At 65.5% G+C, this 23,505-nt stretch carries 21 protein-coding genes, 1 tRNA gene and 2 pseudogenes; 12 read left to right on the plus strand and 12 right to left on the minus strand.

What is annotated here, in order from left to right; genetic code table 11:
- The first annotated feature begins 5 nt into the window (after positions 1 to 5).
- The 4 genes and pseudogenes from IPN92_16735 to IPN92_16750 all read left to right on the plus strand — a co-directional run bounded on the left by IPN92_16735 (position 6) and on the right by IPN92_16750 (position 4,810).
- Positions 6 to 224, plus strand: a complete 219-nt coding sequence (locus IPN92_16735) for a hypothetical protein (GenBank protein ID MBK8639833.1) — start codon at positions 6 to 8, stop codon at positions 222 to 224.
- Positions 221 to 565, plus strand: a complete 345-nt coding sequence (locus IPN92_16740; GenBank protein MBK8639834.1) for a type II toxin-antitoxin system PemK/MazF family toxin — start codon at positions 221 to 223, stop codon at positions 563 to 565. Before IPN92_16735 ends, IPN92_16740 begins: the two co-directional genes overlap by 4 nt.
- A gap of 2 nt (positions 566 to 567) precedes the next feature.
- Positions 568 to 3,218 (plus strand): annotated as a pseudogene (locus IPN92_16745) (DEAD/DEAH box helicase family protein).
- Between the two features lie 1,070 nt (positions 3,219 to 4,288).
- Entirely contained in the window at positions 4,289 to 4,810 is a 522-nt protein-coding gene (locus tag IPN92_16750) for a hypothetical protein (protein MBK8639835.1), read from the plus strand.
- Positions 4,811 to 4,959: 149 nt separating this feature from the next.
- Here the strand turns inward: IPN92_16750 and IPN92_16755 are convergent, their stop codons facing one another.
- Both IPN92_16755 and IPN92_16760 read right to left on the minus strand, forming a co-directional pair.
- The gene (locus IPN92_16755; GenBank protein ID MBK8639836.1) at positions 4,960 to 5,208 is read right to left on the minus strand and encodes a type II toxin-antitoxin system HicB family antitoxin; all 249 of its coding nucleotides are present in this window, start codon (positions 5,206 to 5,208) and stop codon (positions 4,960 to 4,962) included.
- A gap of 149 nt (positions 5,209 to 5,357) precedes the next feature.
- A tRNA-Ser gene (locus IPN92_16760) sits at positions 5,358 to 5,447 on the minus strand.
- Positions 5,448 to 5,606: 159 nt separating this feature from the next.
- Here IPN92_16760 and IPN92_16765 point away from each other — a divergent pair.
- Positions 5,607 to 6,491, plus strand: coding sequence for a DMT family transporter (locus tag IPN92_16765; GenBank protein ID MBK8639837.1), 885 nt, complete (start codon positions 5,607 to 5,609; stop codon positions 6,489 to 6,491).
- A gap of 40 nt (positions 6,492 to 6,531) precedes the next feature.
- Here IPN92_16765 and IPN92_16770 read toward each other — a convergent pair whose 3' ends face one another.
- The 8 genes from IPN92_16770 to IPN92_16805 all read right to left on the minus strand — a co-directional run bounded on the left by IPN92_16770 (position 6,532) and on the right by IPN92_16805 (position 12,308).
- Positions 6,532 to 7,041 (minus strand): nitrous oxide reductase accessory protein NosL, encoded by a 510-nt coding sequence (locus IPN92_16770; protein ID MBK8639838.1) that lies wholly within the window; start codon positions 7,039 to 7,041, stop codon positions 6,532 to 6,534.
- A 100-nt stretch (positions 7,042 to 7,141) separates the two neighbouring features.
- Positions 7,142 to 7,816: a nitrous oxide reductase accessory protein NosL gene (locus IPN92_16775; protein ID MBK8639839.1), complete on the minus strand. Its 675-nt coding sequence runs from the start codon at positions 7,814 to 7,816 to the stop codon at positions 7,142 to 7,144.
- 39 nt (positions 7,817 to 7,855) lie between these two features.
- Positions 7,856 to 8,602: a sulfite exporter TauE/SafE family protein gene (locus tag IPN92_16780; GenBank protein ID MBK8639840.1), complete on the minus strand. Its 747-nt coding sequence runs from the start codon at positions 8,600 to 8,602 to the stop codon at positions 7,856 to 7,858.
- A complete protein-coding gene (locus IPN92_16785; GenBank protein ID MBK8639841.1) occupies positions 8,599 to 9,204 on the minus strand; it encodes a TlpA family protein disulfide reductase in 606 nt (201 codons plus the stop codon). Before IPN92_16785 ends, IPN92_16780 begins: the two co-directional genes overlap by 4 nt.
- A gap of 25 nt (positions 9,205 to 9,229) precedes the next feature.
- Positions 9,230 to 10,234: a hypothetical protein gene (locus IPN92_16790; protein ID MBK8639842.1), complete on the minus strand. Its 1,005-nt coding sequence runs from the start codon at positions 10,232 to 10,234 to the stop codon at positions 9,230 to 9,232.
- A gap of 6 nt (positions 10,235 to 10,240) precedes the next feature.
- Positions 10,241 to 10,909, minus strand: coding sequence for an ABC transporter ATP-binding protein (locus tag IPN92_16795; GenBank protein MBK8639843.1), 669 nt, complete (start codon positions 10,907 to 10,909; stop codon positions 10,241 to 10,243).
- Positions 10,906 to 12,039, minus strand: coding sequence for an FtsX-like permease family protein (locus IPN92_16800; protein ID MBK8639844.1), 1,134 nt, complete (start codon positions 12,037 to 12,039; stop codon positions 10,906 to 10,908). Before IPN92_16800 ends, IPN92_16795 begins: the two co-directional genes overlap by 4 nt.
- Positions 12,036 to 12,308 carry a hypothetical protein gene (locus IPN92_16805; protein ID MBK8639845.1) on the minus strand — a complete coding sequence of 91 codons (273 nt, stop codon included), beginning with the start codon at positions 12,306 to 12,308 and terminating at the stop codon, positions 12,036 to 12,038. Before IPN92_16805 ends, IPN92_16800 begins: the two co-directional genes overlap by 4 nt.
- Before the next feature lie 561 nt (positions 12,309 to 12,869).
- Here IPN92_16805 and hypA point away from each other — a divergent pair.
- From hypA to IPN92_16830, 5 genes and pseudogenes are all read left to right on the plus strand, one after another.
- The gene (gene hypA / locus IPN92_16810) at positions 12,870 to 13,211 is read left to right on the plus strand and encodes a hydrogenase maturation nickel metallochaperone HypA (GenBank protein MBK8639846.1); all 342 of its coding nucleotides are present in this window, start codon (positions 12,870 to 12,872) and stop codon (positions 13,209 to 13,211) included.
- A complete protein-coding gene (gene hypB, locus IPN92_16815) occupies positions 13,212 to 14,207 on the plus strand; it encodes a hydrogenase nickel incorporation protein HypB (GenBank protein ID MBK8639847.1) in 996 nt (331 codons plus the stop codon).
- A 106-nt stretch (positions 14,208 to 14,313) separates the two neighbouring features.
- A complete protein-coding gene (locus IPN92_16820; protein ID MBK8639848.1) occupies positions 14,314 to 15,126 on the plus strand; it encodes a heme-binding protein in 813 nt (270 codons plus the stop codon).
- On the plus strand, positions 15,123 to 16,778 hold the full coding sequence (locus tag IPN92_16825; protein MBK8639849.1) for an alpha/beta fold hydrolase: 1,656 nt from the start codon (positions 15,123 to 15,125) through the stop codon (positions 16,776 to 16,778). Before IPN92_16820 ends, IPN92_16825 begins: the two co-directional genes overlap by 4 nt.
- 495 nt (positions 16,779 to 17,273) lie before the next feature.
- Positions 17,274 to 18,128: pseudogene (locus IPN92_16830) on the plus strand (Coenzyme F420 hydrogenase/dehydrogenase, beta subunit C-terminal domain).
- An 89-nt stretch (positions 18,129 to 18,217) separates the two neighbouring features.
- Here IPN92_16830 and IPN92_16835 read toward each other — a convergent pair.
- Together IPN92_16835 and IPN92_16840 are read right to left on the minus strand one after the other, a co-directional pair.
- Positions 18,218 to 19,336, minus strand: a complete 1,119-nt coding sequence (locus tag IPN92_16835; GenBank protein ID MBK8639850.1) for a DUF3616 domain-containing protein — start codon at positions 19,334 to 19,336, stop codon at positions 18,218 to 18,220.
- Positions 19,337 to 19,422: 86 nt separating this feature from the next.
- A complete protein-coding gene (locus tag IPN92_16840) occupies positions 19,423 to 20,199 on the minus strand; it encodes an enoyl-ACP reductase (protein MBK8639851.1) in 777 nt (258 codons plus the stop codon).
- 148 nt (positions 20,200 to 20,347) lie between these two features.
- Between IPN92_16840 and IPN92_16845 the strand changes: the two genes are divergently transcribed.
- Positions 20,348 to 22,516 (plus strand): ABC transporter substrate-binding protein, encoded by a 2,169-nt coding sequence (locus tag IPN92_16845; GenBank protein ID MBK8639852.1) that lies wholly within the window; start codon positions 20,348 to 20,350, stop codon positions 22,514 to 22,516.
- Positions 22,513 to 23,490, plus strand: coding sequence for an ABC transporter permease (locus IPN92_16850; protein MBK8639853.1), 978 nt, complete (start codon positions 22,513 to 22,515; stop codon positions 23,488 to 23,490). The genes IPN92_16845 and IPN92_16850 overlap by 4 nt, the downstream gene beginning before the upstream one ends.
- Positions 23,491 to 23,505 lie beyond the last annotated feature (15 nt).

Below are 23,505 nucleotides of genomic sequence, written 5' to 3' on the forward strand. Positions count from 1 at the left end.
ACCCAATGCCCGCTGTCACGCTCAAGGCCCATTACGACGGCCGCGCCATCCAACTGGACGAGCCCTTCACGCTTGCCCCCGACACCCGCCTGCTGGTGACTGTCCTGGAGCCGGGTACCGACACCACGCGGGCACTGTGGGCCACCCTTTCCGCCAGGGGCTTGGCCCGCGCCTACGGGGACGACGAACCGGAGTACGGCCCCGACGATCTGAGGCAACCATGAACGAGGGTGATGTAGTGCTGTCCCCACTGCCCCAAGCTGACGGTTGGGCGAAGAACCGGCCCTGTGTCGCCCTGCGGCGGATGCCCGGCTTCGGGGACTGGCTGGTGTGCGGGATCAGTACCCAACTGCGCCAAGAGGTCCCGGGATTCGATGAGGCGGTCCGCCCCGGGGACGCCGACTTTCCCGCGAGCGGGCTCAAGGCGCCGTCGCTGATCCGCCTGGGATTCCTGGCGGTCCTGCCGGAGGACCGGCTGTTGGGGGCTATTGGTGCCCTGGCACCGGAGCGCCACCGACGCTTGCTGGGGCGACTGAGTGCCTACCTGACGCAAGAGGCGGGCTGACCATGCCCCTGCGCGATCTGGAGTATCAGGCCCGGGTACTGACCCGCTTCGACGAGTATCTGACCGAACTGTCCGCCCAGAAGGCGAAGGCCGACAAGATCGTCGCGGCCAATGCCCAGGAGACGGACCCGGACCTGGTGCGTGAGGTACCCCAGTTTCCGGCGAAGACCTGGCGCAGCTTCAAGGAGGCTGGCCAACTCCCCCAGAGTCGGGCCGGCGTGCCCTTCTCGCCGCGCAAGGACGGCATGGGTCGTCCGGTCCCCAATGCCGTGCTCAAGGTCCCCACCGGCGGTGGCAAGACCTATCTGGCCGTCTCCGCCCTGTCGCGCATCTTCGGGCGCTATCTGGGGCGCAGCACCGGCTTCGTGCTGTGGATAGTCCCCAACGAAGCGATCTACGCCCAAACCAGGCGCCAACTCACCGAGCGCCAACACCCCTATCGGCAGATGCTTGATGTCCTCTCGGGCAACCGGCTCCTGCTGATGGAAAAGGGGGATAAGCTGGACGCACGGGACGTGGAGGCGAGCCTGTGCGTCATGTTGCTGATGCTCCAGTCCGCGAACCGGGAGAGCAAGGAGACCCTGCGAATATTCAAGGACCGGGGCGACGTGCGCGGCTTCTTCCCGGACGAGGGCGATCAGGAGGCCCAGGCCCGGATGCTTGCCGATACCCCGAACCTGGACGCCTATGCCGCGTCCGCTGCCAGTGGCTCCTTCTGGCCCATGGTCAAGGACTCGCTCGGCAACGCCCTGCGGCTGATCCGGCCGGTAGTAGTCATTGACGAGGGCCACAAGGCGACCCCGGAGTTGGCCTTCAAGACCCTGTACGGGTTCAACCCCTGTTTCGTGCTAGAACTGACCGCGACCCCGAAGGATGTTCAGCCCCGCGGCGGGAAGAACCCAAGGCCGGGGCGCCCGGCCAACGTGCTGGTGGAGGTCACGGGCCTGGACCTGGACCGGGAAGACATGATCAAGATGCCGCTCAACCTGGACCCGCGTGGCGGCGCCGATTGGCGGGAGACACTACGCGCGTCTCTGGAGCGGCTCAACCTCTTGGATGCCGAGGCGCGACGGTTCCAGGGGGAGTCGGGGCGCTATATCCGGCCCATCCTGCTGGTACAGGTGGAACGCACCGGCGCCGAGCAGCGCGACGGTGCCTTCATCCATGCCCTGGACGCCAAGGACTGGCTGATGACGGCGGGCCTGGACGAGGCGGAGATCGCCATCAAGACCGCGGATACCAACGACCTGGCTGCGCCTGAGAACCAGGACCTGCTGGCGCCGACCAATCGGGTGCGGGCGATCGTCACCAAGCAGGCCCTGCAAGAGGGCTGGGACTGCCCCTTCGCCTATGTGCTGTGTTCGCTTTCCGCGAGCCACAATGCCGCCGCCCTGACCCAGCTTGTCGGGCGCATCCTGCGCCAACCCCAGGCGCAGAAGACCGGCGTCGCGGCCCTGGACGAGTGCTATGTCTTCACTCACCACGCCGACACGGCGCGCGTGGTGACGGCAATCAAGCAGGGCTTGGAGAAGGACGGGCTGGCCGACCTGGTGCAGGAGATTCGGCTCCCGGACGATGATGAAGGCGGCGGCGGGGGCGGGAAAGGCCCGCGCACCATCCTGCGTCGCCCGGGCTTCGCCAAGACTGAAATCTACCTGCCCCAGGTCTTGCACGTCGAAGCGGGCGCGGTGCGGACACTGGACTACGAGCAGGACATCCTGTTTGCCCTGGACTGGACCGGGATCGACCCGGCGCCCTTGGTGGCGAAGATCCCGGAGAACTTCACGAGTGCCGAGCGGCAGATGCGGCGCATCCATCTGGTGGACTCGGGCAAGGAGCGCATCGTCGCGGACGTGACCGATGCGACCGGGGAGCGGCTGGCCTTCGACCCGGCCTATGCCGTGCGCATGGTGTCGGACATCGTGCCGAACGCCTGGATCGCCCGCGCGCTGGTTGGTGGCCTGGTGGATGGGCTAAACGCCGGGGCTTCGCGGACGAGGTACTTGGCAAGCTCCACGGGCTCCTGATCGAAGAGCTACGCAAATGGCTGACCGCGGAGCGGGACCGGATGGCCGAGACCCTGTTCCGCCAGGAGGTCGCCGCGGGGCGCATCCAGTTCCGGCTGCGCGCGGACCGGCACAACTGGCAGATGCCTTGGGACTCGGTGACCCACGAGCCCGAGGGCGCGGAGCAGTTACCCGGTGCCGGCGGCGAACCGTTGCACCGCAGCCTGTTCGCGCCGATCTACAAGAATGACTTGAACGAACGGGAGCGCGAGGTCGCCGTCTACCTGGACGCGGAGCAGTCCCTGGTCTGGTGGCATCGCAATGTCGCCCGACACCAGTACGTGGTGCAGGGCTGGCGGCGCGAGCGCATCTATCCCGATTTCGTCTTTGCCGTGCGGCCCGGCAACCAGTACCACAAAGGCAATCGGCTGGTGGTCCTGGAGACCAAGGGCGATCATCTTCAGGGCAATCGGGATACCGAGTACAAGCGGGCCGTGCTGCAACTGATGACCGAGGCGTTCCAGATTGACCAGACCCAGCGGGTGGGGGAACTGTCGATGGTCAACCCGGACGGGTCCACGGTGGAGTGCGATCTGGTGTTGATGAGCGAGTGGAAGACCAAGCTGCCGGAGAAGTTTCGGGCCTGAGGGCGGTCCGGGTGCGGGGATGACCCGTGCGGGGCGCTTGGTCCGGCGCCCGAATTAAGCGCCGCCCAGGGCACGCGTACGGAGCCATGGCGAAGCCTGCGCCCCTTCCATTACGCCCAGGAATCAGGCACCCCTGGCCGCCAGAAGGCCCGTAGGCACAGCCACCCGGCTGGCGGGAGTCTGGGCAAGGGTGATGCCCGGCTGGGCTGGTGTGGTTACCGGGAATTCGGGTAACGGAGAGGTCCAGGGCCAGGCTGGGCTAGGGTTGGGCTGGATCAAGTAAGCCTGGCCCGGCTGGGGGGGTGCCAGGCTGGCAGGGTAAGACCATACTCAGTTTGATGCCCGACGATGCTGGCGGCCAGAGTGAAGGCCCCGAGGGCATAGCCGACGATCATGATCCTGGACACCTTGATGACCCGCCTGGGCGCCGACTGGAAGACCGATAGGCTGGAGTTTGGAGCAGACGCGCCCGCCCCGCCACCGGCCTTTGAGAAAGAGGGAAGCGGGGGCAACCCGAGGACAGACACGGTTGCCGAAACCAAGAAGGGTAACTCGCCTTCTCCCGCTTCAGGTTCAAGCCTAGTCCCTGACTTTTCCACCAGCAAGCGGGACCAATTCGTCGGGGCCGATGTGGCTCATCCATTGGACGTGGACTGGGACCGGGTGACCTTGGAGGAGGCGGCGCCGGAGCTTCGACCGGGAGCAGGGACCGGCAGACATCACTAGCCTGGCCCTGGCCTGGCTCACCAGACCGCCACGGGGCGGGGCCGCTTGACCCCCGCCACCAGAGGCCCAAGGAGCCCCGTAGAGGCATCCATCCCGCCAGCCATACCAACCCCTAGCCTTTGGCCTGCCGTGGCGCGGCATGGCGCCCCCGTGCCAGGGGCTATCGCCCATACCTGGAAGCTCTCGCTACCCACTCAGCGGGTAACGACCAAGGGCGAGAAGCTGGCGGTCGGGGCATAGGCCCGCGTACATTACGGTTATGCACAATGAGTATTGACATTGCATAACGATGGCATACAATGGTTATGCGCACTTTATGCAATCATACATAAGAGGGGTTACCGATGGCTACGCGTACCACTATTTCGCTTCCTGACGACCTGAAGGCTCGCATGGACGAGGTTGACCAGCCGGTCAACTGGTCAGCCGAGGCTGCCAAGTGCTTCGAGAAACTCCTTGGCGAGATCGCAGCACGTAAACCGAAAAAGGACATGAGCGACATTATCGCCAGGCTGAAAGCCAGCAAGCTGGAAGGGGAGGACGAGAGTTACAAGCTCGGGGAAAAAGCCGGGCGAGTTTGGGCTGAGCATGTCGCCAGCTATCATGAACTGGAGCGGGCTGATCCTTTCATCAAGGATAAGTTTGTTGAACATGCCTTTGATGATGCTCGCTTGCTTGCCTTAGAACTTCAGGGAGTGGTTATTGAGGACACCAACTACGACGAGATCATGGAAAAGTCAGAGCGGTTCTGGGAAAGGGCGGTGCCTGGAGGTCTTCAGGCAGTGGTCAGCATGGGAGATAAGTTCCCGGAAGGCTTTATTGATGGGGCATCTGCCGTTTGGTATGAGGTTGAAGACAAGCTGTAGGCCAGCCAGACCCAGCACAAAGATCGAAAACCAAGAACCCCGGCAAGGTGGATCCCTGCGGGGGTTTTTCATGCCCTGCCCTGGGTGGAGTGCAGGCCGAGGGCATCATCGGCGGGGGGCTTGGCGGGGAGAGTGGCATCGGATCCCACCTATCGCCGCACCTCTACCCAGGCCCAGGTGCCACCCGCATAGACATCCCGCAAGGGCGCGATGGGACTGGGGTCCATCACCGCGATTCCCTCCTCTATGCAACCTTCGATATGCAGTTCCGCAGCCTCAACCGCCATGGCCAGCGCCTCCTCGATGCTCTCCCCGGCAGTAAAACAGCCCGGCAGATCGGGTAAGGTCACGCTGTAATCCGAGTCTGGGTCCTTGTGGATCACGACCGGGTATCTCATCACGCCGCCCCGGTGGAGAGTGTCTTGTGAATCGCCCGAAATGCAGGCTTTGTGGGAGGGTATCGGCGCCAAGTGGTAGCTTGAATGGTAGCTTGAGAGAGTATCACTAAAGGCAACCAATTGAGATTGCTAGAATTTTAGGAATAAATTGGCGGAGAGGGTGGGATTCGAACCCACGGAAGGCTTACGCCTTCACTTGATTTCGAGTCAAGCCCGTTCGGCCACTCCGGCACCTCTCCGAGAACCCGCCAGTCTCGCCCGAGCCGAGACATCAAGGGGGCGTATTATAGGGCGCACCGAGAAAATTGCCACGCGGGAAACCGTGGCGGCGTCCTCCCGGTGACTCACCCTTTACAGATGAAACCCCTGGACTGGCACCATGACGTTTTTACAAGACCATGCCTAAGCACGAACTCGACCGCCTGGCCATTGGACTCATGGTTCTATTCTGTTCCATCTGGGGTCTCCAGCAGGTGGCGATCAAGGTCGCTAACGCGGGTATTTCGCCGGTGTGGCAGGCGGGGATGCGCTCCCTGGGCGCGACCGCGACCATTCTGCTCTGGGTGCTGTCCCGCCGGATCAAGCTATTCGGGTCCGATGGCACCCTGTGGCCCGGCCTGCTGGTGGGCCTGCTGTTTTCGGGTGAGTTTGCGCTGATATTCCTGGGCTTGGATTACACCCCGGCTTCCCGCGGAGTCATCTTTCTCTATACCGCCCCCTTCTTCGTGGCCCTCGGGGCGCGCTGGTTCTTACCCGGGGAGAAGATACGTAGGGCGCAATGGGGGGGCATGGCCCTCGCCTTTGTCGGGATTATCCTGCTCTTTGGCGAGCACCTCTGGCTACCAGCGGACAATGCCTGGATGGGGGACCTGATGATTCTGGGGGCGGCCATGCTGTGGGCTGCGACTACCTTGGCGGTCAAGGCCAGCGCCCTGGGACGCTCATCGGCGGAAAAGATATTGCTGTACCAACTCGCCATCTCCGCCGTCCTCTTGCCGCCCTTATCCCTGGCGATGGGCGAACCCGGTGTCTTTGCCCCCACGCCCCAATTGTGGGCGAACCTCTTTTTTCAAGCGGTGATCGTGGCCGGGGCCTCTTATCTGGGCTGGTTTTGGTTGATTCGCCATTATCCGGCGACGCGGCTGTCGTCCTTCTCCTTCCTCACCCCGGTGATGGGGGTGCTTGCCAGTATCATCCTGCTGGATGAGCCGCTGACCCTCTCCATTTTCGTCGCCCTCCTCCTGGTCGGGGCCGGCATCTGGATCGCGAATCGGCCCGCCTAGCGGGTGGGGGTCCGCCTTTGGCGGCCCTGGCGGGGATCACTCAATCAAATTTCGCCGCGTCGAGATGACCGGGTAACTCCGGGGTCACGTCGTCGAAACGCAGGATGCGTTGGCCCCCGTGGTCGCGCAGAAATTCCTGGGCATCGGCCTCGGAGGCGAGGGGGACCAACTCGTGGCCCATGGGACCCAGGACGTCCGAGCCGATGACAAACCAGGCGTCGCGAGCCGGGATACGAGAGAGGCCGTAATATTCGGTGACGGCGATGGCGGTTATGTCCTCGGCTTTATGACCCGGTGCCCATTTAGGTATGTCGAACAGGTATTTGAAGAGATCCTTGGCGCCATCGAAGTGATGGGCATGGCCATCGCGATAGAGCAGGGTGGCGGTCCAGTGGGGATATTTGGCGACGAACATGCCACACACGGGGCAGGTGTCCTTGGGGCCGGGATCGGGTAGCGAGGGCAGTCCGGTTTCAGCTATTGGCAGGCCGGGGGCCCAGAGGAGGGCCAGTAAGACCAGGATGAAAGGACGGAATCGGGTGGCAGGCAAGGCCGGGCCCTCGGGGGTCAAGTGGTTTGGAATGCGACCGGGGGCGGGTGACCCGAGGGCGAGGGGTCGAGCCCCGTCGCCCTCGGCGTTAGTCGCGAACTCAGACCTTGGGCATCATTTTCTGGCGTTTTTCCGCGCGGTTTTTGCGGATGCGAACCGTGTCGGCGGCCATATCCACCATGGTCTGATTGAGGGTCTGGTCGAAGGTGCCCAGGGCGCCCCCTTCCTTGGCCATGGCCGCCTCGGCCTGGGCCTTGTCCGCGAAGGCGAGCTTGCTATTGGCGGTCATGGTCCCCTTGAGCTTGCTGCCGATGAGGTAGGTGGCCTTATCCACCAGGACCAAGGGCTTGATCTCCGCCGGGGAGCCGAAGTCCGCCGCATAGATGGCCTTGGGACCGCGATCCATGTTGAGCATGAGGCTGAGGGCCAGGCAGTGGATGGAGCAGGTGCCATCCACCAGGTCATCCTCGTACTGGACCAGGTGACGGCTGAAGTGGTATTCCGTGCGATCCATGCCGCAATAGGGGCACTTGGGATATTTCTTCAGCTCATCCACCAGGGGGACGGCGTCCGGGGCGGTCTTGGGAATGAACTGGAGGGGGGTGCCATCACCCTCGCAGCTCGCGCCCGCGGGCATCCAGCCCTTGCCGGGCATGAAGGCGCCGATAGTGGCGGCATCCGCGGCCAGGACCGGGGTGCCCAGTCCGGCAAGACCCAGGGCGCCGAGGACCTTGAGGGCCTCGCGCCGGCCCTGATTGGGGTGATGATCACACATGGGATGTTCTCCTGTTTGTGGTGGGTGGAGGCGCGCGACCTAGCCATTGGCCAGGCCGCGCATGATATCGAAGAAGCTGTAGCCCTCGTAGAACGTCCAGAGGCCAAGGACGGCCACCAGCCCCCCCGCGATCCGGGCGGCAAAGCCCCGCGGCCAAGCACCGGCGAAGGCCCCCAACCCGGTGACCGTCGCCATCATGGGCAGGGTGCCGATGCCGAAGGCGAGCATGAGCAGCCCGGCGCGACTCGGGTCGCCCGTGGCGGCGGCCTTGAGAGCGATTGAGAAGACCAGGCTGCAGGGGATCAGGCCGTTGAGGGTCCCGAAGAGGAGGGGCGACCAGGGCCTGGGGGGCCGGGGCTCCAGGCTCATCCTAGTGGCCGCCATCGGCGGGCTGGTTGGGGTATAGGGTCGCGCGGGGCTGGGCAGGGGCTCCAGTCGCACTTCCAGGCCCCCGACCGGGGCCGGGGCGGGGCGCCGGGGGCGGGCCAGCAGCATCCTCAGCCCCAGAAGCAGGATCAGGAGACCCGCCCCCATCATGAGGATGCCTTGCGCCTTGCCGGTCAGACCGGTTTGCGCCAGGCTGCGTCCCGCCCAGGCACCGGCCATGCCCAGCAGGACGTAGGTGAGAATGCGGCTGGCATGGTAAATGAGTTGAGGGGCCAGCCGGGGTTGGGCCTGCCGCTGGACGAAGTAACCCCCGGCCAGACCCCCGCACATGCCCAGGCAGTGCAGGCCGCCGAAGAGGCCGGTGGCGAAGGCCATGGCCAGGGTCAGTTCGCTGTTCACAGCAGCTCTCGGACCAGCTTATCGAAGAGTTGCGGGGACGCCTCGCCCAGGATGCGGTTGTGGAGCTGGCCGGAGCGGTCGATGAAATAGGTGGTGGGCAGGCCGGTGACGCCGTATTGGCGAGCCAGGGCGCCGTCCTCGTCCAGGAGCACCGAGTAAGAAATGCCCAGCTTGGCGATGAAGCGGGCGGCGGTCTCCCGATCCTGGCGCACATTGACAGCCAAGACCCGCAGGCCCTGATCCCGCAGTTCCTGTTGGATGGGCTCGATGTCGCGCATCTCGGGCGCGCAGAAAGGACACCAGTCCGCCCAGAAGCGCACCACGACCACCTGGGACTGAAAGTCCTGGGGGAAATTCCAGATCTTGCCGTCCAGGTCCGTCAGGGCAAAGGCAGGCGCCGGCTGGTGGTTTTGGAGCTTGGGCGCCTCCTCGCCGCAGGCGACCAGGAAGAGCGCCGCCAGGAGGAGGCCGATGAACAACCGGCGTGACCCTTTAGCCCCCTTTCCCCAACCCTCCCCCGCCAGGGGGGAGGGAGCCCGCAAAACAGTGGCTTGAACTGCCGAACTCAACCCCTGTGGCAGAGAGGTCTGAACGTTGACCATTAGGCATTTCATAGGGTTAAGTTCCTCAGTTCGTGCCCAGTAGGAGCAGATTTGACCTCAACACCAGCCAGGTCGAGAAGCCATAAAAGAGACCAAACAGCAGCAGGGCGATGCCTGCCAGGCGGGGGCCCTGGTGGGTGATGATAGCCGTCAGGCTCGGGGTCGAGCGCCAGACCTCGATCAGGCCCGCGCCTAGGGCCAGGGCGGTGGCGGCGAAGAGGGGGACGTAAAGCCCATAGCCGACAAAGTCATGGCCGGACTTGAGCAGGCAGAAGGGGCAGTGGTGGTGAGGATGTTCGTACACATAGAGGGCCACCCCAGAGACGATGGCGGCTAGGGCGATGCCAAAGGCCAGTGCCGCCAGCTGGGCGAAGAGCCTGCCGCCTCGCCCCCGGCGCCAATAACGCAGGCCCGTCGCCAGCAGCGCGAGCCCGCTCACGGCGAGGGCGGCGAGGCTGACGGCCGGGTCGAGCCCGGCAACCTCCGCCGCCACGCCGCCCCCTTCGGGGCTGAAGAGGGAGCCGCAGCAGGAGGTGATGAGGTCCGGGTTCAGGGCCGTGAAAAAGAGCGCCTGCATCGTGACCTCCGCCAGGGCCAGGGGGGCGATCAGGAGCAGCAGGGCGTACTTGGGGCGGACCAGGGGGTAATCGGGGGCCTGGTTGTCCACCCCATTGAGGATCAGCCAGGCCGCGCCGGCGAAGAAGAGGGTGATCTTGAGGAAAAGGGTGGGCCAGCCCCAGGGGTTGGCATTGAGCACGCCCGTGGCGCACATGGCGCCGACGAATTGGGTGGAGAGCTGTTCGGCGTTATAGACGAACAGCAAGAGAGACAGCAGATTGCCGCCGAAGACCCACGCGATCAGGGTGGCAATCAGATAGGTGCGGCGCTCCAGTTCCAGTTGGCGTTCGCTGCCGCTGCTCAGGTCCCAATGCCGCAGGATCTGGATCGTAAACCCCGCCGCCACCACCAGCAGGAGGCTCTGGGTCAGGGAGGCCAGATTCAGGGCCAGGATGGCGGGGGTCAAGGGCATGACGTGCTAGGACAGCCGCCCGTCACGCAGTTCCACCACCCGCGAGACCCGGGCGTGGTCGAAGACGAGGGGGTCATGGGAGCTGATGAGGATACCCTTGCCCTGATCCGCCAGGTCGCCGATGAGGGCCAACAGCTCCCGCGAGAGCTGGGTATCCAGGTTGGCGGTCGGCTCGTCGGCGATGATGATGGCCGGGTCATTGATCAGGGCCCGGCAGATGGCGGTGCGCTGGGCCTCGCCGCCCGAGAGCCACTCGGACTTGTTATGGGCCCGTTCCTCCAGGCGAAACCGCCGCAGCAGACCCAGGGCCTGATCCCGGAGTTGGCCCGGGTCCGGGGCCAGGGGGTAGGCGGGCAGCATGACATTTTCCAGGACCGTCAGTCCCCGGATCAGGTTGAAGCGTTGGAAGATGAAGCCGAAGGTCGAACGCCGCACCTGGGTCATGAAGCGTTCCGGCAGGTTCGAGAGGAGGCGTCCCTCCAGATGAATGCGGCCGCTGCTGGGCCGGGAGAGGCAGCCCAGCATGGCCAGCAGGCTGGTCTTGCCCGAACCGCTGGGACCCTTGAGGACGGTGATGCCCTGGGTCTCCAGCTCCAGGCTGAGGTCACGCACCGCCCAGACCTCGTTGTGGCGGCCCTGGTTGTAAACCTTGCTGACGGCGTCGAGGCGGATCATCGCATCACCTGGTCGGGATCGGTGATGGCGGCGCGCCAGATGGGGATGATGGTCGCCACCGTGTAGGGGAAGACGGAGAAGAAGAAGAGGGTGGCCACCTGCAACCCATCCACGAAGGGCAGGGGCCGGAAGTCGGGATAGAGCACGGCCCAGCCCTTGAGCACGGGGGCGAAGAGGGCGGCGGAAAAGTAGAAGACATGGACGTAGGCGAGCAGGTAGCCCAGGAGGAAGGCGGTCAGGGACAGGGCCGCCCCCTCCCAGAACTTCATGCGCAGCACGTCGCCGGTCTCCCAGCCGATGGCCTTGAGGATGCCGATCTCGCGTCGCTCCTCGCCGCTCAGCCCCGATGCCCGGTCCCAGGCAAAGATGACGAAGGCCAGCAGGGCCCCGGTCAGCAGGATGAAGACCAGGCCCTGGCGCCAGCCGAAGACGGCGTCGTAGGTGCGCAGAATCTCCTCGCGCAGGATGGGCCGTGTATCCGGCAGGGCCAGGCTGATCTTTTCCGCCACCTTGCGCACCTCGACCGGGTTGCGGACCCGCAGCACGATATCGGTGAAGCGGTCCGCGGGGAAGTCGAAGAAGCGGCGGAAGTCCTCCGCATTCAGCAGCATCAGGTCGCTGGAGACCAACTCGGTGTCCGCCGACAGGAGGGACGCGATCCGGAAGGAGAAGGGCTCGCCCCGGGCGGATCTCAGGCTCAGGTAGTCGCCCGGGCCCAGGCCCCGCGCTCGGGCCACGCCGGCGCCAAGCTGGACCTCGCCCGCCGCCGGCGGGTCCTCGCGCGGCACCATCAGGCTATAGTTGGCCCGGACCGCCGGGTCGTAGAAGTAGCCCCAGAGCCGGCCATAGCGCTCGCCGATCCCCCGGATGGCGCCGATTGGTTCCAGATAGCTGGCGGGGATGAGGTCATGCCGTCCGGCGAGCAGGCGCTGCACAATCAACTCCGGAGACTCGGCCAGCACCAGGGCCGCCTCCTGGCGCAGGGACTGGGTGAAGAGCAGGGTCGAGGCCAGCAGGAAGACGATCGTAGCGTAAACCAGCATCAGTCCCAGATGTTTGCCCGGCCGCCGGGCCAGGGACGAGAGGCTGTATTCCAGCAGATAGCGCTGCCGGCGCAGGAAGCTGATCATGGTGGCGCCGCCTCCAGGCCCGGCCGCGGGGCGGGTACCAGAGTGCCGGTGGGGAAGTGATCCAGGGCCAGGGGGTGATCCTGAAAGGCGCTGTGTAGATCCGCCTGGCTTGGGTGACGGGTATAGCGGGCCTCGGTGAAGAGGGCCAGGTCCGTCAGGTCGAGGGCGGCCACCAACTCCCGACGCTGGGCGATGTCAGCCGCCGCCGCGCGGCTCGCCAGGCTGGCATGGACGAAGGTCAGGGCAAAGAGGAGCCCGCCCAGACCCAAGGCCCAGAGAAAAAGGCCCGACTTCCGCCCGGGGGCCTGGGTTGCCGGTACCCTTATCAAACTCGTTGCCACTGATAGTCCCTGGAGATAGGCCACCCTGGCCGGCATCGGCGAGGGCGGAGCCGAAAACAGCTTTCAGCTTAGCGCAGGCTGGACCCGGGATGAATGGACCCAGGTCAAGGCCAGGGCGAAATGGGTCATGCGCGGCAGTGCTTGTGGCAAATGCCTCACCCCGTGGGCACCCCCAGGGCGGAGTGGTTTTGTAGCTTGGTACCTGGCACCTAGGCGTTCAGATCCCCCGGCCGCATCGGTTGGATTCGCTAGCTCAAGCCACTGCTTCTCTTGCTCCCTCCCCCCTCGCGGGGGAGGGTTGGGGAGAGGGGTCCGTAGGGTTACCCTGGTACCCCGCAGGCGGGGGAAATCAAGGCCCGCCAGACGCGGACTGACTATAATTCCGCCCTTATTGATCCGCCAGGCCCAGGACCCGGCCGTCGCCGACCGCAGTCTCGGTCCTGATCCGCTCCTTTTTCGGTCAACCAGACCCCAACCGCATCAGCCACCATGCACGAGATGTCGATTTGCGAGGGGATTCTCCAGGTCCTGGAAAAGGAGGCCGGACGCCAGGGCTTCCAGCGCGTCAAGGGGGTCTGGCTGGAGATCGGCCCCCTGGCGGGGGTAGAGCCCGAGGCCCTGCGCTTCTGTTTCGACGCCGTGGTCCGGGGGAGTCTGGCGGAGGGGGCCCGGCTCGAGATCATCGAGATCCCGGGGCAGGGGGTCTGTCTGGAATGCGGCCAGTCGGTGCCCGTGCGCCAGCGGTTCGACCCCTGTCCCGAATGTGGCGGCTACGGTGTCCGCATTACTCACGGCGAAGAACTGCGAATCAAAGAGTTGGAGGTGGAATAGATGTGTACTGTATGCGGTTGCGGCCAGGGCGAGACGCGTATCGAGGGCCAGGAGCAGGACCATGCTCATGAACATGGCCATGAGCATTCGCACCATCACCCTCATAGCCATACCCATAGCCACGGACCTGGTCAGGAACATGCTCATCCTCATAGCCACGAGCATGAGCATGACCATGACCATGGTCACGAGCATGATCTTTATCACGATCACGATCACGACCACGACCACGAGCATCATGCCCATCCGGATCACGACCTTGCTCACGGGCATGAACACAGCCATGGCGACGATCACCACCATTATGGGTTGGGCCCGGCCCACGCCCATGCGCCTGGCCTGAGCCAGGGCCGCATGGTCCAGATCGAGCAGGACATCCTGGGCAAGAACGACCAATATGCCGCCGCCAACCGCTCCTGGTTTCGGGCCAGGGGCATCCTGGCCCTGAACCTGGTCTCCAGTCCGGGTTCGGGTAAGACGAGCCTGCTGACGCGCAGTATTCAGGACCTCAAGGGTCGTTATCCCCTGGCGGTGATCGAGGGCGATCAGCAGACCAGCCATGACGCCGACCGCATCCGCGCCACCGGCATTCCGGCGTTGCAGATCAACACGGGCAAGGGCTGCCACCTGGACGCCCACATGGTCGGTCATGCCATCGAGAGCCTGGGTCTGGCGGAGAAGAGCCTGCTGTTCATCGAGAACGTCGGCAACCTGGTCTGCCCGGCCGCCTTCGATCTCGGCGAGGCCCACAAGGTCGCCATCCTCTCGGTCACGGAGGGCGAGGACAAGCCACTGAAATACCCGGATATGTTCCATGCCGCCGACCTCATGATCCTCAACAAGATCGACCTGCTGCCCTACCTGGATTTCGACATGGCGCGGTGCCTGGACTATGCCCGCCGCGTCAATCCGGGTATCGAGATTCTGCAAGTCTCGGCCCGCAGCGGCGAGGGCCTGGATGCCTGGTACGCCTGGCTCCGGGCCCGTATGGCCTGACGGATGCCGGCTTGGCCAGGGTAAGGTGTTTTCCTTTGCCTCCCGGGCCAGAGCCCCGCCGAGGGCCTGGCTCCCCCCTTTTTGGCATTACCCCGAGGTATTCCCCATGAAGATCGCCCTGATGGTGCTTGGTGGCCTGGTCCTGCTGGGTTTGGTGGCCATGGCGGTGTTCGTCTTCTACGTGCAGAACGTCGAGACCCCCGCTTATCGGGTCGTCACCCAGGAAGGTGACTTCGAGGTCCGGGATTACCCGCCCCTGGTAGTGGCCGAGGTCCGGCGCCAGGGACCCCGCCAGGAGGCCCTGAGGGCCGGCTTTGGCCCCCTGGCCCGTTACATCTTTGCCGAGGAGCGTGGCGGGGAGCGGATCAGCATGACCGCCCCCGTGACCCAACAGCGGCCGGAGCGAATCAGCATGACGGCGCCGGTCACCGCCCAGGCGATTCCCCCGGCGGCAAGGCCCGCTGGGGCACCCGAGGCAACCGCCCAAACGAGCGACCCAGCCGTGACCAGCGGCGCGACCCCACCCGCGGCTGCCCCAGCCACCACCGCCGAGGCTCTCCCTGACGTGGCCCAGGGCGACGACTGGGCGGTGCGCTTCATCATGCCGGCCCGTTACGGGCTGGAGCAGTTGCCCGCCCCCGCCGGGAGTGACATTCGCCTGAGCGAGGTCCCGCCCCGGCGGGTCGCGGCCATCCGTTTCAGCGGCAGGGCCTCGGATGAACTGATCGCAAGCAAGGAGGAAGCGTTACGCGCCTGGCTGGCGGCCCGGGATCTGACAGCCGCCGCCCCGGCCATTTATGCCTTTTATAACGATCCCTTCACGCCCGGTTTCCTGCGCCGTAACGAGGTCCTCATCGACCTCGCCGAGGCGCCGGCTAGAGCGGACTCGTCCTCGCCGGGGGCTGGGGTCAAGCCATGAGGAGCGAGGGTGGAAACGCTGGGGCGCGGGCGACGGGGCGCTCCGGCCGGGCCGTCGGCATTGCCGCGCTCCTCGTCGCCCTCCTTGCGCTGGCCGCCATCGCCACCGGCCTCTGGGATCTGACCCGGGCGACGGCGGGACTCCGTATCGAGACCTTGAGGGTTGGCGAGGTCCCGGTCACCGTCTTTCGCCCGGCGGCGGCGGAGTCGATGACCGCCTCGCCACCGGACACCGGCCTAGCGCCCATCGTCGTCATCGCCCACGGTTTCGCCGGCTCTCAGCAGTTGATGCAGCCCTATGCGGTGACCCTCGCCCGCAACGGTTACATCGCGGTGACCTTTGACTTCCCGGGGCATGGCCGCAACCCCCAACCCTTCGTGGCCCGTCTGGAGGATGATGCGCGGCGGGTCGGTGTCCTGCTGGGGGCCCTGGAGCAGGTGACCGACTTCGCGGCGGGGCTGCCGGGCGGTGATGGGCGCCTGGCGCTGCTCGGCCACTCCATGGCCGGGGACGTGCTGTTGCGTTATGCCAGGGCCCACCGCGATCAAGTAGTGGCCACGGTCCTGATCTCGCCCTACATGTCGGCGACTGCCCCCAAGACCGAGCCGCGCGATCTGCTCTTCGTCTTCGGTGCCCTGGAGCCCGAGATGCTCCACCAGGCGGGCCGCGAGGCTATCGTGGCGGCCAGCGAAGGCCAGTTGGCCGATGCCGCCGCGGTAACGCCCGGCGTGACCTATGGCGATCTGGCCGATGGCAGTGCCCGGCGGTTGGTGCTGGTTCCGGGGGTGGAACATATCGGGGTGCTGTACGGCCAGGGGGGCATCGGCGCCGCCTTGGACTGGCTCAACCAGGCCTTTGGCCGCACGGGCGATGGCTTTATCGACACCCGGGGGCGGGCGCTGGGGCTGCTCTTTCTCGGCATCGTGGCCCTGGCCTGGCCCCTGTCCCGGTGGCTGCCGCGAGCGGCGACCCAACCCCTGGGGGCGGGGCTCGGCTGGCGGCGGCTGCTCCCGGTGGCCCTTCTGCCCGCCGTGCTCACTCCGCCGATCCTGCGCTTCGTCCCCAGCGACTACCTGCCGATCCTGCTGGGGGACTATCTGGCCCTGCACTTCGGGGTTTACGGGCTGCTGACCCTGGCCGGGCTTCGGTTAGGGTCGCTGAATCAAGGGGCGGTTGCCGCGCCCGCTGGCGGGTCCGTCCCGCCGGGGCGCGTCCTCTGGCCCGGCCTGGCGATCGGCACGGTGGCCGCCTCCGCCTATCTGACCCTGGCGGTCGCGCTGCCCCTGGATCATTACGTCACCGCCTTCCTGCCCGGGGCCGGACGCATCTGGCTGGTTTTGGGCATCCTGCCCGGAACCCTGGCCTATTTTGCCGCCGACGCCTGGCTCACCCAGGGTCAGGGGTCGCCCCGCCTCGCCCCCCTGCTGACCAAGGCCCTGTTCCTGCTCTCGCTGCTGGGGGCCGTGGCCCTCAACCTGAGCCAGCTCTTTTTCCTGATCATTATCGTGCCGGCCATCCTGGTCTTCTTCCTGCTCTACGGCCTGGTGGGCGGCTGGATTTATCACCGCACCCGTCATCCTTTGGTGGGTGCCCTGGCCATCGGCCTGGCCTTCGCGTGGTCCATCGCGGTGACCTTTCCGATAGTGGATTGAACGGATGCGGTTCGCACGTAACCGAGATTCACCCCGAGGGGGTGTCCGCTAGGTACTTAAAAAGCGTCTTTTTATGTCGATCCCGATAGTTGCAACCAGGCGCTCGGCCAATTCGAGAGCACCTCTAACCTCCTCGATGCCAGGGTCCGGAATCTGGGTTGGGTAACTCAGGTCAGGCATCCAGGCGCCGTCCTTCGGTCAAGGCCCTGAACAGCAGGGATGAACGCACGGGATTGAGCCCCTGGATCTCTGCCTGAGTTCTAACCAGAATGTCACAAGGAATGGTCAAGCCTCGCAGTGCGCGATGTGCCCGCACGGCGCGCCGGTGGGGCGGTTCGTCCGAAGCCGAGAGAATAATGAGCAGATCGACATCGCTATCCTCGGTCGGAGTTCCCACGCATGGGACCCGAACAGGATGATTCGCTCCGGATGCAGATCCGCGGCGATGCGTCTGGAAATTTCGTCGAGGGTCTCTTGTGTCAGCATGATCGCCCCCGTACCCCGGCGGAGGTGGCCGTCTGCGTGGGCAACAAACCCTGCCTGTCCCCCAACCTGAGCCTGCTGGACCAGGCGCGGGAGTCCGGCATCCGCCGCCTGGCCGTCATTGGCACCGGCTGCCAGGTGCAAATCCTGCGTCAGGCCGAGGCGGAGTTGGGCCTGGAGCGACTGGACATCATCGGCATCCCCTGCAGCGACAATGTCACCTACGAAGACCAGCAGTTCTTCCTCGCGACCATCTCCCGCTCTCCGGGGACGGTGGTCCATTACGAATTCATGCCGGACTTCAGCCTCTGGCTCCGCCACGAGGACGGCCAGCGGGAGCGGGTTAACTTTATCGACTTCCCCATGGACAAGCTGCAGGGCATCTTCCCCTCCGCCTGTCTATCCTGTTTCGACTACCCCAATGCCCTGGCGGACCTCACCATCGGCTACATGGGCGCGCCCCTGGGTTGGCAATGGGTGCTGGCCCGCACCGCCCGGGGGGCCGAACTGCTGGACCTGCTGCGTCCGGACCTGGAATCCCGCCCCCTGAGCGAGAGCGGCGACCGCACCCGGGGTATGCCCCGCTACATCCAGATGCTGGCCAAAACCCCGGGCAAACCGCCCAAGCTCGTCCGCCTGCTCATCGCCTTCCTGCAACGCCGGCGCGGCCCCAAGGGCCTGGAGTTTGCCCGGGCCATCATCGAAATGAAGCTGTTGCGCAACTACAGTTACGTGCGCGACAAGTTCCCCCAGATGGAGGTCAAAATCGTGCCCTATCACCTCTATGAGGCCACCCGGCCCTATGCGGCGGAGTACGCCGCGACCTTTGGGCGGGCGCCTGGGGAGGGTACGGAGCCGGCGGGGTAGGGCGGCAGGGCACGGTAACCAGGGCGAAAGAGCAGGCAACCCTCTGAAGGAGTTGAGGTTGCGCGCGATTCCACCCGGATTGGGTGCTATCAATCCGTGGGCAGTTTGATGCGGTGAAGGCGCGGGCCGCCATCATCAATGTTGTCGTACATCACAAGGAGGGTAACGGCGTCCTGGGTCTGTTCAATGACGGCGATGGCCTCCGCCTTGGGGATCTCGCGGCCGCCCCTGTCCTTTTTCTCGCCCATGGCATCGGTCCACAGCTCCACCAGAGGGCGGGATGTGCCATCCGCGGGCGTCAGGAGATGGAGGAGGTAGTCGCCAGCGGCGGAATCGGCGGGCCCCGACAACACCAGCAGGCGGCCGTCATCCAGGACCGCCAGGTCCCGGACGCCGGTGTTGGGTCCCAGCGCGAGGGTCAGCACTTCTGGCTTGGCCGTGGCGGGCTGGTTACCGGGCTTGAAGAGTTCAGTGACCTCTACGCTCAGGATGTTCGCGGTGCTGGCCGTGGCGGGCGAGCGAAAACCCAGATAGAGGCGGTTGCCGACCAGGGCCATCCCTTCAATCCCCGCCCCTTCGTTACCCGCCTTGCCGAAGGCGCTGGCCAAGGGGCTGTTGCCGATCATGTCGGCGAGGCGCCAGCTCCGTTCCACGTCTTTTGCTTCAAGGGGTTTCGCCGTGGCCGGGGCCCGGGCCAGGATGAAGGCGGAGGGCCGAAATTTCCCTTTCGCCCGGGAGCAAGCATGGGAGCCCGTAACGTAGATCCGGTCGCCCGCGATGGCGATGGCCTCGCCGTCGAACTCCCCGAAGTCATCCTCCCGGTCACAGAGGCCCCGGGGCATGGTCCCGACGATGTCATCCTTCTGCTTCTTGGCCGGCGTCAGCAGTTGCAGGCGCTGGCCGGTGGGCGTAAGCCTCTGGCCGTCGAAGTTGGCCCATTCCGCGAATCGCTCTTCATCGTTCACGGCGAGGCAGGCGCGCACACCTGTGACGGCCGGCAGGCAGGCCAGGCCGCTCATGCCGCGGGGGGTGGTGTCCTTGGTTTCGACCGTGGCGAAGGGTCGCGCCACGGGGATGGGTTCGCCGGTGGAGACCGGCAAGGCTTGCGTCCAGGCGAAGGCCGGCCAGGCCGCGAGCCAGGCCCCGGCCAGCCAGCATGACCGGGCGTGACGCGGATAGGCGGATTTCAGGTCAGGGGGGTTAGGCATGGTGGGCTAGCTTCCTGGTTGGTTGCCTGGATGGGGGCGCGCGGGGCGGGCCTCGCTCAGTTGGCTGATCCCCGTCCCAAAGGGCCTCAGCCAAGCCCCAGAATGTGGTACCCCGTATCCACGTAGATAATCTCGCCGGTGATACCGGAGGCGAGGTTGGAGCAGAGGAAGGCGGCGGCGTTACCGACCTCTTCGATGGTGACATTGCGGCGCAGGGGGGTCTTCTCCTCCACCTGCTTGAGCATGGAGCGGAAGTCGGAGATACCGGAGGCGGCGAGGGTGCGGATGGGGCCGGCGGAGATGGCGTTGACGCGGGTGCCCTTGGGACCCAGGGAGGCGGCCAGATAGCGGACATTGGCCTCTAGACTCGCCTTGGCCAGGCCCATGACGTTATAGTTGGGCACCGCTCGTTCGGCACCCAGGTAGCTCAGGGTGAGGAGGGCGCCATTGCGGCCCGCCATCATGTCGCGGCCGGCCTTGGCCAGGGCGGCGAAGCTGTAGGAGCTGATGTCGTGGGCGATGGCGAAACCCTCGCGGGTAACGGCATCCACATAATCGCCCTCCAGTTGGTCGCGGGGGGCGAAGCCGATGGAGTGGACGATACCGTCGAGGCCGTCCCAACGCCGACCCAGTTCCCCAAAACATTCGTCGATCTGGGCATCGCTGGAGACATCCAGGGGCAGCACCAGCTCCGATCCGCACTTGGCGGCCATTTCCTCCGCCCGGCCCTGGAGCTTGTCGCCCTGGTAACTGAAGGCGAGGGTGGCGCCCTGCTCATGCATGGCCTGGGCAATGCCCCAGGCGATGGAACGGGTGCTGGCGACGCCGGTAATCAAAATCTTTTTGTCTTGCAGGAACCCCATGACGTTCAAACCTCTAGTGGTGGTGAAAAATCCAGGGCCTGGCCCAAGGACGTGGCGGCCGGGCATGGGCGGCGCGGACGCCCCTTAGGCCGGCAACATTACCGAAACTGAGCGACGGGCGGAAGGGCGGGCGATGCAAAAAGGCCTGATGGCGGGGTTGCCGGGCGCGCTGCTGGTCCTGATCCTTCTCGCTGGCTGTGGCGATGGCGCCTGGAACAACCCCTGGCCGGCCCGGGAGGCGGGGGCTAACGTCCTCTATTCCTCCTTCGAGGAGCGGCCCAAGCATCTGGACCCGGCGCGGTCCTATAGCTCCAATGAGTACGCCTTCCTGGCCCAGATTTACGAGCCCCCCCTCCAGTACCATTTTCTGCTGCGGCCTTACCGGCTTATCCCGCTGACGGCGGAGAGCCTGCCGGAGCCGTCCTATTTCGATGCCGCGGGCCAGGCATTGCCCCAGGATGCCCCGGCGGTGGCCATCGCCTGGTCCGAGTATCAGATCCACATTCGCCCCGGCAGCCACTACCAGCCCCATCCAGCCTTTGCCCAGGACGCCGCCGGGGGCTACCGCTATCACCACCTGGCCCCCGCCGACCTTGAGGATGTCAACCGCCTGGGGGACTTCCCGGAGACCGGCACCCGAGAGTTGACGGCGGCAGACTATGTTTATCAGATCAAGCGGCTGGCGGTCCCCTGGCGACATTCGCCCATTGCAGGGGTCCTGGGAGAACATATCCAGGACTTTAGCGAGCTGACGGCCCGCATCGAGGCCCAGGCCCCCGCAACCGGGGAGGATGGCGAGCGACCCTACCTGGATCTGGACGCCATCCCCTTCGCCGGCGCCGAGGTTCTGGATCGCTACGCCTATCGCATTCGCGTCAAGGGCAAGTATCCCCAGTTCGCCTATTGGCTGGCCATGCCTTTCCTGGCCCCCATGCCCTGGGAGGCGGAGCGCTTCTACGACCAGCCGGGCATGAAGGCGCGTAACCTGACCCTGGACTGGTATCCGGTGGGCACCGGACCCTACTATCTCAGCGAGAACAATCCCAACCTGCGCATGGAGTTGACGCGTAATCCTTATTTTCACGGCGAAACCTATCCCAGCGAGGGCCTGCCCGAGGATGCCGCCGCGGGCCTGCTGGCGGATGCCGGTCAGCCGCTGCCCTTTATCGACCGCGCTGTCTATGCCCTGGAGAAGGAGGGTATCCCCTACTGGAACAAGTTCCTGCAAGGCTGGTATGACAGCTCGGGCATCTCCTCCGACGCCTTCGACCAGGCCATTCGTTTCGACGCCCAGGGCGGCGCTGGCCTGACGGAGGCCATGGCGGCCAAGGGGATTGGCCTGCTGACCTCGGTGGAGACCTCCATCTCTTACATGGGCTTCAACATGCGCGACCCGGTGGTCGGTGGGGACGAGGAGCGCGCCCGCCTGCTGCGCCAGGCCATCACCATCGCCGTGGATTACGAGGAGTACATCGCCATTTTCGCCAATGGTCGTGGTGTCCCCGCCCAGGGACCCCTGCCGCCGGGGATCTTCGGCTACCGGGAGGGGGAGGCGGGGCTCAACCCCACGGTCTATCGCTGGCAACAGGGCCAGGCGGTGCGGCGGACCCTGGAAGAGGCGCGGGAACTGCTGGCCCAGGCCGGCTATCCCGAGGGGCGGGACCCGGCCACCGGCCAGGCGCTGAGCCTGAATTTCGAGGCCGTGGCCAGCGGTCCCGACGACAAGGCCCGTCTCAACTGGCTGCGCAAGCAGTTCGCCAAGCTGGGCATCGAGCTGGTGGTGCGCGCCACCGACTACAATCGCTTCCAGGAGAAGATGCGCCAGGGCACGGGCCAGATCTACACCTGGGGCTGGAACGCCGATTATCCGGACCCGGAGAACTTTCTCTTTCTGCTCTACGGCCCCAACAGCAAGATGGCCGGGGAGGGCGAGAACGCCTCCAACTACGCCAATCCGGAGTTCGACGCCCGCTTTGAGCGCATGAAGGACCTGGATGACGGCCCCGAGCGCCAGGCCCTGATCGATGAGATGATCGCCATCGCCCGCCACGACGCCCCCTGGGTCTGGGGCTATTTCCCCAAGGGCTTCAGTCTGCACCACGCCTGGCTGACCAACCTCAAGCCGAATCTCATGGCCAACAACACCCTCAAGTATCGCCGCCTGGACCCCGAGTTGCGCCAGCGGCTGCGGCAGGCGTGGAACCGGCCGGTGCTCTGGCCTCTCTGGCTGGGGTTGGGCCTGCTGGGTTTGGGGGCCGTGCCGGCCGTCCTGAGTTGGCGGCGGCGGGAGAAGGGGCAGGGGACTAGCCAAACATGACGGCCTACATCCTCCGCCGCCTCCTCTACGCCCTGCCGATCCTGATCGGGGTGAACCTCATCACCTTTGTCCTCTTTTTCGTGGTGAATTCACCCGATGACATGGCGCGGATGCAGTTGGGTAGCAAGCGGGTCACCCCGGAGGCCATTGCCTCCTGGAAGGCGGAACGGGGCTACGACCAACCGCTGCTCTTCAACGACCAGGCGCAGGGCCTGGGTCGATTGACCCAGACCATTTTTTTCGACCGCTCCCTACGGCTCTTCGTCTTCGACTTTGGCGCCTCGGACGCGGGGCGGGACATCAGCCACGATATCGGCCAGCGCATGTGGCCGAGCCTGGCGGTGGCGGTTCCGGTGTTGCTGGTGGGCCTGCTGATCAACATCAGTCTGGCGCTCTTCCTGGTCCTGTTCCGGGGCGGCACCCTCGACCTGACCGGGGTGGTGCTCCTGGTGGCCATGCTCTCCATCTCCAGCCTCTTTTACATCATCGGCGGCCAGTACCTGCTGGGCAAGCTGCTGCGCCTGGCGCCCATCTCCGGTTACGATCTGGGGCTGGAGGCCTGGAAGTTTCTGGTATTGCCGGTGATCATCGGGGTCATGGGCGGCATCGGCTCCGGGGCCCGGCTTTACCGCACCCTCTTTCTGGAAGAGGCGGCCAAGGACTATGTCCGCACGGCCCGCGCCAAGGGCCTGGGGGAGCGGTTGGTGCTCTTTCGCCATATCCTCGGTAACGCCCTGATTCCCATCCTCACCGGCGTGGTGGTGGTGCTGCCCTTGCTCTTCATGGGTAGCCTGCTCACCGAGGCCTTCTTCGGCATCCCCGGGCTGGGCAGCTACACCCTGGATGCCATCAACAATCAGGACTTTGCCATTGTCCGGGCCATGGTCTTTCTGGGGTCCGTGCTGTACATCCTGGGGCTGCTGCTGACGGACATTTCCTACACCCTAGTGGACCCCCGGGTGCGCCTGAGCTGATGCCGTCCCGGAGAT

The organism is Chromatiaceae bacterium, from assembly GCA_016714645.1.
Classification (GTDB): domain Bacteria; phylum Pseudomonadota; class Gammaproteobacteria; order Chromatiales; family Chromatiaceae; genus M0108.

Bases quoted from the DNA above. Each gene is read 5' to 3' on its own strand.
- IPN92_16735 (MBK8639833.1), top strand. From the start codon at position 6: ATGCCCGCTGTCACGCTCAAGGCCCATTACGACGGCCGCGCCATCCAA.
- IPN92_16740 (MBK8639834.1), top strand. From the start codon at position 221: ATGAACGAGGGTGATGTAGTGCTGTCCCCACTGCCCCAAGCTGACGGT.
- IPN92_16750 (MBK8639835.1), top strand. From the start codon at position 4,289: ATGGCTACGCGTACCACTATTTCGCTTCCTGACGACCTGAAGGCTCGC.
- IPN92_16755 (MBK8639836.1), bottom strand. From the start codon at position 5,208: ATGAGATACCCGGTCGTGATCCACAAGGACCCAGACTCGGATTACAGC.
- IPN92_16765 (MBK8639837.1), top strand. From the start codon at position 5,607: ATGCCTAAGCACGAACTCGACCGCCTGGCCATTGGACTCATGGTTCTA.
- IPN92_16775 (MBK8639839.1), bottom strand. From the start codon at position 7,816: ATGTGTGATCATCACCCCAATCAGGGCCGGCGCGAGGCCCTCAAGGTC.
- IPN92_16785 (MBK8639841.1), bottom strand. From the start codon at position 9,204: ATGGTCAACGTTCAGACCTCTCTGCCACAGGGGTTGAGTTCGGCAGTT.
- IPN92_16790 (MBK8639842.1), bottom strand. From the start codon at position 10,234: ATGCCCTTGACCCCCGCCATCCTGGCCCTGAATCTGGCCTCCCTGACC.
- IPN92_16795 (MBK8639843.1), bottom strand. From the start codon at position 10,909: ATGATCCGCCTCGACGCCGTCAGCAAGGTTTACAACCAGGGCCGCCAC.
- IPN92_16800 (MBK8639844.1), bottom strand. From the start codon at position 12,039: ATGATCAGCTTCCTGCGCCGGCAGCGCTATCTGCTGGAATACAGCCTC.
- hypA (MBK8639846.1), top strand. From the start codon at position 12,870: ATGCACGAGATGTCGATTTGCGAGGGGATTCTCCAGGTCCTGGAAAAG.
- hypB (MBK8639847.1), top strand. From the start codon at position 13,212: ATGTGTACTGTATGCGGTTGCGGCCAGGGCGAGACGCGTATCGAGGGC.
- IPN92_16820 (MBK8639848.1), top strand. From the start codon at position 14,314: ATGAAGATCGCCCTGATGGTGCTTGGTGGCCTGGTCCTGCTGGGTTTG.
- IPN92_16825 (MBK8639849.1), top strand. From the start codon at position 15,123: ATGAGGAGCGAGGGTGGAAACGCTGGGGCGCGGGCGACGGGGCGCTCC.
- IPN92_16835 (MBK8639850.1), bottom strand. From the start codon at position 19,336: ATGCCTAACCCCCCTGACCTGAAATCCGCCTATCCGCGTCACGCCCGG.
- IPN92_16840 (MBK8639851.1), bottom strand. From the start codon at position 20,199: ATGGGGTTCCTGCAAGACAAAAAGATTTTGATTACCGGCGTCGCCAGC.
- IPN92_16845 (MBK8639852.1), top strand. From the start codon at position 20,348: ATGGCGGGGTTGCCGGGCGCGCTGCTGGTCCTGATCCTTCTCGCTGGC.
- IPN92_16850 (MBK8639853.1), top strand. From the start codon at position 22,513: ATGACGGCCTACATCCTCCGCCGCCTCCTCTACGCCCTGCCGATCCTG.